We start from the raw sequence: 12024 nt of genomic DNA, 5'->3' as shown, positions 1-12024 counted from the left end.
ACGGTTTAGGACTCCGCCAGCGCGGCGGCGGCGAGGAAGCCGGTGATGCCGCAGCGGGTGGCGTCGGCCTCGGGCCGGTCGCTCGGGATCTTGAAGGCCTCGACGCCGATTTCGTCTATGGGTGCCTGCGGGCGCATCGTCGACCTCGGGGTGGTGCCGGCAGATCGGGTGCCGGGCTGGCGGGTCAACTCACCGGATGCGATTGGGTTCCCATCGGCAAAAACGCATGTCGCAAATCTGAGTCTACGCCTGAAAACCCGTCATCCCCGCGAAGGCGGGGATCCAGAAAACTCTGCGGATCAGCTGCTGAGACGGCTGGATTCCCGCCTTTGCGGGAATGACGGCCGAGAGAGGCTCAGGATGAGAGCCGATGTGAAGCTGCGGCCGGAACGCAATTGGGGACCGCCCGGCCCGGGAGCCTGCGCTCCCGACCCGACGGTCCCCCGATGCTTGGCAACTATGACAGCGTGGCCGGTTATTCGGCGGCGGTCTTGGTCTGGGCGACGACGCTCAGCGCCGCCGTATGGTCGGCTTCCGCCTCGGCATAAGCGCGGCCATAGTAGCTGTCGAGCAGCAGTTGCCTGATCTCGGCGACCAGCGGATAGCGCGGGTTGGCGCCGGTGCATTGGTCGTCGAAGGCGGCCTCGGCAATTGCGTCGACCCGCGCCAGGAACGCCGCCTCCGGCACCCCAGCCGCCTGGATCGAGGCCGGGATCTCCAGCGCCCGCTTCATCTCCTCGACCCATTGGATCAGCTTTTCCACCCGCTCATGGTCGCGGCTGCCGCCCAACTCCAGGTGCCGGGCGATCTGCGCGTAGCGGGCCACGCCCTTGGGCCGGTCATACTGGCTGAAGGCCGTCTGCTTGGTCGGGATGTCCGCCGCGTTGTAGCGGATCACGTTGGCGATCAGCAGCGCGTTGGCGATGCCGTGCGGCAGGTGGAACTCTGCCCCCAGCTTGTGCGCCATCGAATGGCAGACGCCGAGGAAGGCGTTGGCGAAGGCGATGCCGGCTAGCGTCGCCGCATTGTGCACCAGCTCCCGCGCCTTCGGGTCCTGAGCCCCGTTGCGGTAGGCCGAGGGCAGGTTCTCCTTCAGCAGTTTCAGAGCCTGCAACGCCTGACCGTCGCTGTACTCGTTCGCCACCACCGAGACGTAAGCCTCCAGCGCATGGGTCACCGCGTCGATCCCGCCGGCCGCGGTCAGACCCTTGGGCATGTCCATCACCAGATTGGCATCGACGATCGCCAGCGTCGGCGTCAGCTCGTAATCGGCGATCGGATACTTGGTGCCGGTGCGCTCGTCGGTGACCACGGCGAAGGGCGTCACCTCCGATCCCGTCCCCGACGTGGTCGGCACCGCCACCAGCTGCGCCTTCACCCCCAGCTTGGGGAAGGTGTAGATGCGCTTGCGGATGTCCATGAAGCGCAGGGCGAGGTCCTCGAAGGCCACCTCGGGCGCCTCGTACATCACCCAGATGATCTTCGCCGCATCCATCGGCGAGCCGCCGCCAAGCGCCAGGATCACGTCGGGCTGGAAGGCATTCGCCAGAGCCACACCCTTGCGCACCACCGCCAGCGTCGGGTCGGCGCTGACCTCGAAGAAGGTCTCGACCTCCAGACCCAGCGATTTCAGCACGCGGACGCTGTCGTTGACATGGCCGTTCTCGAACAGGAAGCGGTCGGTGACGATCAGGCAGCGCTTCTTGCCGCGCAGTTCCTCAAGCGCGAAAGGCAGGCAGCCGCGGCGGAAATAGATCGACTTGGGCAGCTTGTGCCACAGCATGTTCTCCGCCCTCTTCGCCACCGTCTTCTTGTTGATCAGGTGCTGCGGCCCAACATTCTCCGAGATCGAGTTGCCGCCCCAGGAGCCGCAGCCCAGCGTCAGCGACGGGGCGAGGCGGAAGTTGTAGAGGTCGCCGATGCCGCCATGCGACGACGGCGTGTTGATCAGGATGCGGGCGGTCTTCATCCTATCGCCGAAATGGCGGATGCGGTCGGCCTGCTGGTCCTGGTCGGTGTAGAGCGCCGAGGTGTGGCCGATGCCGCCCAGCGCGACCAGCGCGGCGGCCTTGTCGCAGGCTTCCATGAAGTCCTTGGCGCGGTAGAGCGCCAGGGTCGGCGACAGCTTCTCGTGGGCGAAGGGTTCGCTGTCGGCGATGTCGGTGACCTCGGCGATCAGCACCTTGGTGGCGTGGGGGACGGTCAGGCCGGCCATGGCGGCGATGGCGTGGGCCGGCTGGCCGACGATGTCGGCATTCAGATGGCCGTCGGTCAGCAGGACCTTGCGCACGGCGTCGGCCTCGCGGGCCGACAGGATGTAGCCGCCATGGTGGGCGAAGCGGTCGCGCACGGCGTCATAGACGGCATCGACCACCACCGCCGACTGTTCGGACGCGCAGACCACGCCGTTGTCGAAGGTCTTGGACATCAGGATCGAGGCGACGGCGCGCTTGATGTCGGCGAACTCGTCGATGACGGCCGGGGTGTTGCCGGCGCCGACGCCGATGGCGGGCTTGCCGGAGGAATAGGCGGCCTTGACCATGCCCGGCCCGCCGGTAGCGAGGATCAGGTTGATGTCGGGATGGTGCATGACGGCGTTGGACAGTTCCAGCGAGGGCTCGTCGATCCAGCCGATGATGTCGTCGGGGGCGCCGGCCTCGACCGCGGCGGCGAGCACCAGGCGGGCGGCCTCGCAGGTCGATTTGCGGGCGCGGGGATGGGGGGAGAGGACCAGGCCGTTGCGGGTCTTCAGCGCGATCAGCGCCTTGAAGATGGCGGTGGAGGTCGGGTTGGTGGTGGGGACGATGCCGCAGATCAGGCCGACCGGCTCGGCGATGGTGAGGATGCCGCCGTCGTGATCCTCGGAGAGGACGCCGCAGGTCTTCTCGTCCTTGTACTTGTTGTAGATGTATTCGGCGGCGAAGTGGTTCTTGATGACCTTGTCCTCCATCACGCCCATGCCGGTCTCCGCCACCGCCATCTTGGCGAGCGGGATGCGGGCATTGGCGGCGGCGAGCGCCGCGCTGCGGAAGATCAGGTCGACCTTCTCCTGCGGGTAGTCGGCGAAGCGCGCCTGCGCCGCCTTCACCCGGGCGATCAGGGCGTTCAGGTCGGAAAGGGTCGTGACGGTCATGGTCATCATCCACTTGCTGTCCGGAGGGCGCCGTTCGGGCGCGCCGCTGCGCTCCGAAACGCTGAAGCGTTCGGTGCGCAGCCAGAATTTTGAAAAGAAGCGATAAGGGTCAGAAGCCGCCGGCGAGGTCGGCCAGGGCGTCGCGGTCCAGCAGGTCCAGCTTGCCGCCGACGAGGATGCGGATCAGGCGGGTCGACTTCAGCTTGGTCAGGGTGCGCGACACGGTTTCGGTGGTCAGGCCGAGATGGTCGGCGATGTCGCTGCGGCCCATCGGCAGGTCGATGGTGCGGTCATCTCCCTTGCCGCCATTCTTGCGGTCGCTGAGGCGCAGCAGGAAGGTGGCGACCTTCTCGGCGGCGGTCTTGCGGCCGAGCAGAACCATCTGGTCCTGCGCCGCCATCAGCTCGGACGTGGTGGCCGACAGCAGCTTGCGGGCGAAGGCCGGCTGGGCATCCATCAGGGCGTCCAGCTCCAGCCGCGGGATGCGCTGGATGGTGGTCGCCGTCACGGTTTCGGCGGTGTAGAGATACTGGGCGGCGAAGGCCAGACCCATCATGTCGCCGGCCTGTAGGAAGCCGATGATCTGGCGCCGGCCGTCTGGCAGCATCTTGTAGAGGCGGACCATGCCGCTCATCACGCGGAACACCGAACCGGCGTCGTCGCCTTCGCTGAACAGCGTGGTTTCGCGCTCATAGACCTTGGAATGGCCGAGGCCAACGAGCGGGTCGGCGGGGTTGCGCGGCTGGACGGCACCCAGGCCGGTGGCCGGGGACATCGCCAGGGCGGAGACCAGGTAACCAGGAACGGCGCGGTTGGCGTGGGCGGCAATGGCGGCGTGCGTGGACATGGCGACCTCGACCTTGACGGTGCGATGCGGTCCGGTTGTTCCGGGGTGCATCCGATGACCAGAAGCTAGCTGTCCCCCGCCGGGCTGTGCAGTTCGGTGATGTACCTAAGGAAGTTTGCGTAGGTAAGTGTACTTACATAAGGGACCGTATGGGGCCGGGATGGATGCCCTCCCCCGCCCCGGGAGAGGGAGATGATTCCGCCGGAACTCAGGCCGCGGCCGGCGACTGCATCAGGCCGTTCAGCATGCCGATCAGCTGGTCCTCGTCGAACGGCTTCTCCAGCACGGCAACCACGCCGGCCTCCTTGGCGCGGGCGAAGGTCGCGGGATCGCCGCGGCCGGACACCATGATGACCGGCATTCCGTGCAGGTCGCCGCGATGGCGCTCCAGGAACTCCAGCCCGCTCATCACCGGCATGTGCAGGTCGAGAACGAGGCATCCCTTGGGGTTGCCGTCATAGCCGTCGAGGAATTCCCGGCAGGACGAGAAGTCCCGCACATCGAAGGAGAAGGCTTCCAGCAGCGCCTTCAGGGAGTCGCGGACCGGCTCATCGTCGTCGACGATGTGGACGATTCCGGCACCCGGCATCCCGCCCGGCCCGTTGTCCAAATGATCCATGACCGCCTCCGAACTTCCATGCAGATACAACAGCGCCGACGGTGCGGCGCGTCATGGAAGATAAAATGCGGCAGGGGGCGCCGATATACGGACCAATGCGTATGCGGCGCGCTTTTGATGCAGATCAGGCTTGATGAGGATCAGACTTGATGACAATCACAGGCCGCCGGGAACCACGCCGGCGGCGATCGCCATGCGCACCAGGGTCGGCAGGCTGTCGGCCTGCATCTTTTCCATCACCCGCGCCCGGTGGATTTCCACGGTGCGCGGGCTGATCGACAACTCGAACGCAATGACCTTGTTCGACTTGCCGGCCACCAGCCAGCGCAGAACATCATGTTCGCGCGGCGTGAGGGCGGAGAGGCGGGCCAGCACCTCCGGCGAGGCCGAGGCGGCGGGGGACGGGGCCGGCTGCTCCGGGGCCGCGGACGGCGGCGGAGCAGCCGGGGTCCTGCTTTCCGCCGCGCGGGCCAAAGCGGAGCGGACGGCGGCGAGCAGCGCGTCCTCCTCGAAGGGTTTTTCCACGAAATCGACCGCCCCCGCCTTCATGGCGCGCACGGCGAGCGGCACGTCGCCATGGCCGGTCATCACCACCACCGGGATGGCGCGGCCGTCGCGGGCCAGCCGTTCCTGAACGTCGAGGCCGCTCATCTGCGGCATGCGGACGTCGACCAGCAGGCAGCCCGGCCGCGACGGGGCATCGGACTCCAGGAAGGCCAGCGGGGTGGAGAAGCTTTCCGCCTGGAAGCCGGCGCACTCCAGAAGGATCTGCAGGGAATCGCGGATGGCGTCGTCGTCGTCGACGATGAAGACGGTGAGGTCGGCGGTCATGTCGGTTGCGGCGTCAGCTGGCATCGTCGGCATCCGACGCAGATTGGGGGGAGGATAAGGGAACGGTGAAGGCGAACCCGGCGCCGGTCGCCGGCGGTTCGGCCGGCGGCTCCAGCCACAGGCGGCCGCCATGCGCCTCGATGATCGAGCGGCAGATCGACAGGCCCAGACCCATGCCGTTGGTCTTGGTGGTGACGAAGGGCTGGAACAGCTGTGCACGCACCGTCTCCGGCACGCCGGGACCGGTGTCGAGGACGGCGACGCGGCGGAAGGCGGCATCGTCCGGATCGGAGCCGGTGCGGACGGTCAGCACCCGCTGCTCGCTTTGGGCCGAGGCCATGGATTCGATGGCGTTGCGGACGAGGTTGAGGATCACCTGCTGGACCTGCACCTTGTCGATCAGCACCTGCGGATCGCCGGCGTCGAAGTCGAAGCGCACATGCAGGCCGCGCTCCTTGGCGCCGACCAGGGCCAGCGCGCTCGCCTCCTCCACCACCTTGTTGAGCGGTTCGACGGAGCGGTGGGTCTGGCCCTTTTCGATGAAGCTGCGCAGGTGGCGGATGATCTGGCCGGCGCGGGTGGCCTGGGCACTGGCCTTGTCGACCATGTCCATCGCCTTGGTCACCGTTTCCGGGCGCTCCATCAGCCGCTTGGCCGCCTTGGCGTAGTTGATGACGGCGGTCAGCGGCTGGTTCAGCTCGTGGGCCAGGGTCGAGGCCATCTGGCCCATGGCGCTGACCCGGCTGACATGCAGAAGCTCCGACTGCAGTTCCTGCAGGCGCCGTTCGGTCGCCTGCCGTTCGGTCAGATCGCGAACGAAGCCGGTGAAGCAGCGCCGTCCGGCGAGCAGCACCTCCCCCACCGCCAGCTCCATCGGGAACACCGACCCGTCGCGGCGCTGACCCGACACGATGCGGCCGATGCCGATGATGCGGCGCTCGCCCGTGCGTTCGTAGCGGTCGAGATAACCGTCATGCTGCTCGCGGTAGGGCGAGGGCATCAGCATGTTGATGTTGCGGCCGATGACCTCCGCCGCCGTCCAGCCGAACAGCCGTTCCGCCGCCGGGCTGAAGGATTCGATCAGCCCCTTCTCGTCGATGACGATGATGGCCTCCGGCACCGTCTGCAGAATGGAGGTCAGCCGCGCCTCGCGCTCGCGCAGCGCCGTCTCCGCCTGTTTGGCGGCGGTCAGGTCGCGGATGATGCCGATATAGACGGGGGCGCCGTCCTGGGCCGCCTCGCCGATCGACAGATCCATGGGGAAGCAGGAGCCGTCCTTGCGCTGGCCGGTCACCTCACGGCCGATGCCGATGATCCGCCGTTCCCCGGTGCGGTGATAGCGCTCCAGATAGCCGTCATGCTCCTCCCTATAGGGGGACGGCATCAGGACGTTGACGTTGCGGCCAATGACCTCCGCCGCCGTCCAGCCGAACAGCCGTTCGCAGGCCGGGTTGAAGGACGTGATCCGGCCACGGCCGTCGATGATGACGACCCCGTCGGGCACGGTGTCCAGCATCGCCTGCAACTGCGACAGGGCACCCCGGTTGTCTTCCCGGTTATGGTTCCGGTTGTTATCGGCCACGTCCCAACCCTCGACCCTTCATCCTTCTTCAGTCACAGAGTAGTTGAGTGCAACCGTGGGTCAAGCCTAGCGATCAAGGGGCTGGCTATCGGGAGAGCGCGCCATCGGCGGCGGCCACGGCACCGCTGCGCAGGGCGTCCTGTTCGAGATCGTCGACGGCAAGGTTCTTGGCCTTGGCCTCCACCTCGAAATCGGCCCAGGACAGGTGGTCGGCCACCAGCCGGTTGACGGCGCGGTTCCACATGCGCTGGGAATGGGCGCGCAGATCCTTCGTCGTCAGCCCGCGCGCCGCCAGCGCGGCATAGTCCGGCAGGCTGTCGGCCGGCCAATCCGCCAGCAGATCCTCACGCGACACGCTGATGTGGGCGACCGGCCGCACCCCGCGCCAGGAGCCGATCACGGTGGCGATTCGCGGATCGTCGGGGCGCAGATACTCGCCCTGGCTGCGGACCCAATGGTGGTGGAGGTCGAGCACGATCGGCACCGCGTCGGCCAACGGCAGCAGGTCGTCCAGCCCGAAGGACATCTCGTCGTTCTCGACGGTCAGCAGGTTGCGGGCATCCTCCGACAGCTGGGCGAGGCCGCGGCGGAAGCCGGCAACCCCCTCCCCGCGCCCACCGCCATGGATGTTGACGTGCGAGCCCCGCGGGTGCCAGCCGCCGGCCAGACCCATCATCCGCAGGATGTCGGCATGGTATTCCAGCTCCGCCACCGAATTGGCGAGGGTGGCCGGGTTGGCGCTGTTCAGCACGCAATACTGGTCCGGGTGCAGCCCGATGCGGATGTCCGCCTCCATCGCCTTGCGGCCGGCATGTTCCAGCCCGCTTTGCACCAGGGCCTGGACGCCGGGCTGGCGGTAGAGCGGCCGTCCCACCTCGTGGGTGTAGACCGGCAGCAGCCCACTGTTGACGCGCAGCAGGCGGCGGTAGGCCGGATGCCGGGCGACCTCGTCCAGCTGCAGGTGCAGGGCCTGGAGGTTGCGGCGCAGCACCTCCGTCAGCTTTTCCTCGGCACGGGCGGGGCTCAGCCTGCTCAGCGTCGCGATGGTGACGGTGCCGGGATTCATGCGCTTGGCAAGGGCGGCGTCGCCATCGGGCGGGACAAACTGGCAGCACCAGCCGAAACGGGCGGCGGACGGGAGCGGCAGGGAGGAGCTGTCGGGCATCGGGCGGCATGATGAAGCGGATGGGCCGCTTAATATGGACCGCGGATCCGGGGCTTCCACTGCGGGCCTTTCCTGAACGGACTCATCCCATGCGGCGCAGCGCTCCCGTCGCCAATACCCCCGGATCCGGGGCGGCCGCCTCGCGCGGGGCGGCGTCGGCAAGGGCCTGCAGCCGGTCGGCCAGGGCGCGTTCGGGGGCACAGATCTCCTCGCACAAGGCGCGCATCTCGGCGATGGAAGGGCGCCATTTGCGGCTGCGGCGCCAGTTGCGGGCGGCGGCGTCGATCACCCAGGCCGGGTATTCGCCGAGATCGTCGGCCCAGTCGAGCGCCATCATCCGCTCCACCTCCGGCGACAGGCCCTTGGCCGGGAAATGGCTGAGCAGGGTCAGGACGCGGCCGAGCAGATGGTCGCTGTCGGCCGGGGCCAGCACGGTGGCGGACAGCTCCTCCAGGGTCTGGCGGGCGAGCGAGGCTTGCGCGGCGGTGACGCCGGCGGGGGGAGACCACTGTTCGATCATGCCGTCGAAGCCGTCCTCGCCGAAACGCGGGCGGCGGTCGGTGCGGCCTTGGGACAGAAGCTCCTGAAGCGGCGGCGGCAGCGCGGCGGTCAGTCGGATCCGGCGCTGGGGAGCGGGCAGCGCCGGGTCGAAGGCGGCGGCCGGCGAGGCGGGGGGGCGTGATAGGGCGGTGACGGTGGCGCTGCCGGAGCGGGTCTGTCTGGATCTTGCGGTCATCGGCGTTCCCTTCAGGACCAGGAGGGGGTGGAACGCTGGCGCAGATCGGCGGCGGCGGCGCTCCAGGCGTTGAGACGCTGTTCGGCGGCGGTGGCGGTAGCGGGCGGACGGCTGGACGCGGTTATCGGCGAGCGGTCGCGGGACACCGGGGCCTTGCCGACGGCGGCGTCCTGCGACAGCCAGGCTCTCCAGGCCGAGGAGACGTCGCGGTAGCGGTAGCCATGGGCGCGGCAGCGCAGGATGAAGCCCTCGACATGGCGGCCGAGGTCGATGTCGGCATGGCGGGCCTTGGCCCAGGCGAGGTCGGCGGCGGTCGGCATCCAGTCCTCCGGAACCTGCTGTGCCCGCTCTCGTGTGTCCGTGGGCTCGCCTGAAGCGTGCGAGTCCGGAATCTGTTTGGAATGGACCTGTTCCTGACTCGCCGGCGGACAGGGGGTGTTTGTGGCCGAGTCATCCCTGTCGTCCGTTGGGACAGGCCTGTCGGCGGCCGGAACAGGGCGGGTCGCGGCGGTGGCGTCCTGCGATTCCGCATTCGGCAATTCTGCGTCGGGCGGGGTGAAGCGCAGGCGGTAGAGGCAGGACAGCCGGGCGCCGTCACGGCCGCGGCGATGCTCGATGCCGACCAGCCCGAGGTCGCTCAATCCCTGGATGATGCGGTTGATGGTGGGACGCGACCGCTTCAGCTTGGCGGCGAGCGTCGATTGCGACGGCCAGCACAGGCCGTCCTCGTCGGCGAAGGTGGCCAGCGCCGCCAACACGGCGAACCCATCGGCGTCGAGGACGGGATGGTCGAGCCACCATGCCGGAATCCGGCCCCATCTGCGATTGTCGAGGGGGTGGCCGGCCATCGGATGTGGTGCCGGATGTGGTGTCGGGTGCGACATGGGAAACTCCGCAAAGCATCGGGTCCGGCTGGCGGCCAGCTGGAGTGGTCCAACTGGACGGCCGGTGAACATGCCGGGAGGATTCCGCCGGTCGGCGCGGGCGTCGAATCGCGGGCAAATGGGACCGAATCCGGTGTGTCCCCTTCGCCCGCAGCTGTGTCCCATCAGCCCGCGCCTCTGTCGCCTTTGGTCGCGATGCAGTCCCATTTGGCCGCGGCAGGCTTGCGAATCGGATTCGATCCCGTTTGCCCGCGTTTTGCGGGGTCGGGTTGTCCCGCTTGCTCGCGGTTGGGCGGGCGGATGGTCGCGTGGGCTCGCGGGATGGAGAGGAGATTCGGTCCCATTTGCCCGCGTTTGCCCCGGTTGCCACAGCTTATGCGGTCGGGCTTGTATCCCGAATGCTCGCGTTTTGGAGTCCGCTGCGATCCGGGCTGTCCCATTTGCCCGCGTTTCATCGTGCCGGCGGGGGAATGGGGGGCTCCGAGTCTCTGTCCCATATGCTCGCGCTTTGCCGTTCCGCTGCCGATTCGGGACGGCCGGGGCGCTTCCGGGGCTGTCGGCTGGCGACTGTCCGCGCGAAACGCGGGCATTCGGGACACAGGCGCGGGCAGTTCCTACACAAGCGCGGCCAAACGGGACACAGGGCTTCGCGGAGATTCCGACCCGCCGGTTGCGTCCGTCCGACGCCAGCCCCTATCGTGGCGGTTGGCGAGGAGGGATGAGCCATGAGCAAGGCGAACGCGGTCCAGCTGACTCTGTTCGAGATGGAGGACCGCAGTCAGTCCCATATGATCGCGCTTTACGACACGGCGCCGCGATTCGTGTTCGTGTCGAAGGGCCGTGGGACCGAGCCGGAGCTGCCGGCCGCCAATGCGTTCGTCCAGTCGGTGCACAAGGAGTTTCCCTTCAAGGATGCCCTGTTCTCGCTGACGCTGCAGCCCGCCCGCATCTATCGCCCGGCCAAGCCCGGCCCCGGCGAGGATCCGGCCGACAAGCGCATGGTCGAGTATGAGGTGTTTCCGTCGGAGCGCGAGCAGATCGTCGAGCAGGTGGTGCGCCGCCTCGCCATGGACCGCTCGCGCCTGTCGCTGATGGGCGACAAGCAGGACCGCGTGCGCGTGCATTTCTCGCTGTACGAGATCCGGCGCGAACTGCGGGCGGTCAACCGGACCATGGACACGGCGGAGATCCGAGAGGCGCTGGAGATCCTGGCCCGTACCCGCATGATCATCAGCAAGGTGCCGGAGAACGGCCGCAAGTCGGCGCGGCCCGTCCTGGAATCGTCGGTCTTCCCCACCCTCTACATCCGCCCACGCACCGGCGAGGGCGGCGAGGATGACGAGAACGACACCTATCTGGAGTTCAACGCGCTGGTCGCCTCGGCCATCCGCAACCTGGAATTCAAGCCGATCTCCTACCAGTGGATCATGCGGCTGAAGAGCCCGGTGGCGCGCTGGCTCTACAACCGGCTGTCGATCGAGTATGGCGATCTCGACCTGACGCGGATGCCGGACGGCGTGCCGCCGATGACCCTGTCGGCCGACGACATCATCAACAACAGCGGCATGAACGAGTGGAGCCGGCGGCGCGACACGCTGCGCACCGTGACCTCGGCCGTGGATTCGCTGGTGGAGGAGGGAATCCTCGACCATGTCGAGAAGACGGTGTCGAAGGATGGCCGGCGCATCAACGACATCGAATACATCATGATGCCGAGCAGGAAGTTCCTGGATCAGGTGCGCCGCGGCAACGACGTGCAGGAGGCGAACGCCGCCACCTACCGCGCCCTGGCCGGCAGCGACGAGCGCCCGCGCGAGTTCCTGCCGATCACCCCCGGCCAGAGCGTCGAGATCCGCCGCCGCCGCGGCAACCTGCTGGGCGCCCAGGGCGAAGGCTGATCCCCAACCTTTCGGATCGAAGCCCGACCGGCCGGCATGGTTGCCGCCCGTTCGGCTTCGGATTCGGATCTAAGGAAGTAATCCACCCTTTGCCGTAAAACGGGAAATGCCCTCTACGGGATGGTTGTTTTTCCCCCGCCACTCCATAGAATAAAACGACCCTAAGCGGTCGGTAAGATAATAAAGAATTCGAAACAACTGACGGCGTAAAAACATCGCCGCATATCTTTCAAAAGTCCCGAAATTCGATCCGGCTTCATGGCTGGTCTTGAGGGATTTTGTCTGGGAGGATGCCGCCATGCGCGAGATCCAGTCCGGTTTTCTGCGCC

11 protein-coding genes are annotated in these 12024 nt (G+C 67.6%); 1 reads left to right on the top strand and 10 read right to left on the bottom strand.

The window, feature by feature from the left end; genetic code table 11:
- Positions 1 to 5: 5 nt before the first annotated feature.
- From PWS46_RS16975 to PWS46_RS16935, 9 genes are all read right to left on the bottom strand, one after another.
- Positions 6 to 137, bottom strand: a complete 132-nt coding sequence (locus PWS46_RS16975) for a hypothetical protein (RefSeq protein ID WP_434620619.1) — start codon at positions 135 to 137, stop codon at positions 6 to 8.
- A gap of 338 nt (positions 138 to 475) precedes the next feature.
- Positions 476 to 3133 (bottom strand): bifunctional acetaldehyde-CoA/alcohol dehydrogenase, encoded by a 2658-nt coding sequence (gene adhE / locus PWS46_RS16970; protein ID WP_434620616.1) that lies wholly within the window; start codon positions 3131 to 3133, stop codon positions 476 to 478.
- A gap of 109 nt (positions 3134 to 3242) precedes the next feature.
- The gene (locus PWS46_RS16965) at positions 3243 to 3980 is read right to left on the bottom strand and encodes a helix-turn-helix domain-containing protein (protein ID WP_434620613.1); all 738 of its coding nucleotides are present in this window, start codon (positions 3978 to 3980) and stop codon (positions 3243 to 3245) included.
- Positions 3981 to 4188: 208 nt separating this feature from the next.
- Positions 4189 to 4599, bottom strand: coding sequence for a response regulator transcription factor (locus PWS46_RS16960; RefSeq protein ID WP_434620610.1), 411 nt, complete (start codon positions 4597 to 4599; stop codon positions 4189 to 4191).
- Between the two features lie 156 nt (positions 4600 to 4755).
- Positions 4756 to 5454: a response regulator transcription factor gene (locus PWS46_RS16955; protein WP_434620607.1), complete on the bottom strand. Its 699-nt coding sequence runs from the start codon at positions 5452 to 5454 to the stop codon at positions 4756 to 4758.
- Positions 5444 to 7012 (bottom strand): PAS domain S-box protein, encoded by a 1569-nt coding sequence (locus PWS46_RS16950; RefSeq protein WP_434620604.1) that lies wholly within the window; start codon positions 7010 to 7012, stop codon positions 5444 to 5446. Before PWS46_RS16950 ends, PWS46_RS16955 begins: the two co-directional genes overlap by 11 nt.
- An 85-nt stretch (positions 7013 to 7097) precedes the next feature.
- Positions 7098 to 8177 carry a UV damage endonuclease UvsE gene (locus tag PWS46_RS16945; RefSeq protein ID WP_434620601.1) on the bottom strand — a complete coding sequence of 360 codons (1080 nt, stop codon included), beginning with the start codon at positions 8175 to 8177 and terminating at the stop codon, positions 7098 to 7100.
- Between the two features lie 82 nt (positions 8178 to 8259).
- Positions 8260 to 8913, bottom strand: a complete 654-nt coding sequence (locus tag PWS46_RS16940) for a hypothetical protein (RefSeq protein ID WP_434620598.1) — start codon at positions 8911 to 8913, stop codon at positions 8260 to 8262.
- An 11-nt stretch (positions 8914 to 8924) separates the two neighbouring features.
- Entirely contained in the window at positions 8925 to 9761 is an 837-nt protein-coding gene (locus PWS46_RS16935; RefSeq protein ID WP_434620595.1) for a helix-turn-helix domain-containing protein, read from the bottom strand.
- A gap of 761 nt (positions 9762 to 10522) precedes the next feature.
- Here PWS46_RS16935 and PWS46_RS16930 point away from each other — a divergent pair.
- Positions 10523 to 11695, top strand: coding sequence for a plasmid replication protein (locus PWS46_RS16930; RefSeq protein ID WP_434620592.1), 1173 nt, complete (start codon positions 10523 to 10525; stop codon positions 11693 to 11695).
- Between the two features lie 69 nt (positions 11696 to 11764).
- Here PWS46_RS16930 and PWS46_RS16925 read toward each other — a convergent pair whose 3' ends face one another.
- Complete coding sequence (locus PWS46_RS16925; protein ID WP_434620589.1) at positions 11765 to 11995, bottom strand: hypothetical protein; 231 nt, start codon at positions 11993 to 11995, stop codon at positions 11765 to 11767.
- Between the last annotated feature and the right edge of the window lie 29 nt (positions 11996 to 12024).

The sequence above is a fragment of the Azospirillum sp. B2RO_4 genome (assembly GCF_051124815.1).
Taxonomy (GTDB): domain Bacteria; phylum Pseudomonadota; class Alphaproteobacteria; order Azospirillales; family Azospirillaceae; genus Azospirillum.
The sequence above is the reverse complement of the archived record's forward strand: the minus strand, read 5'-3'. Positions and strand labels throughout refer to the sequence as shown.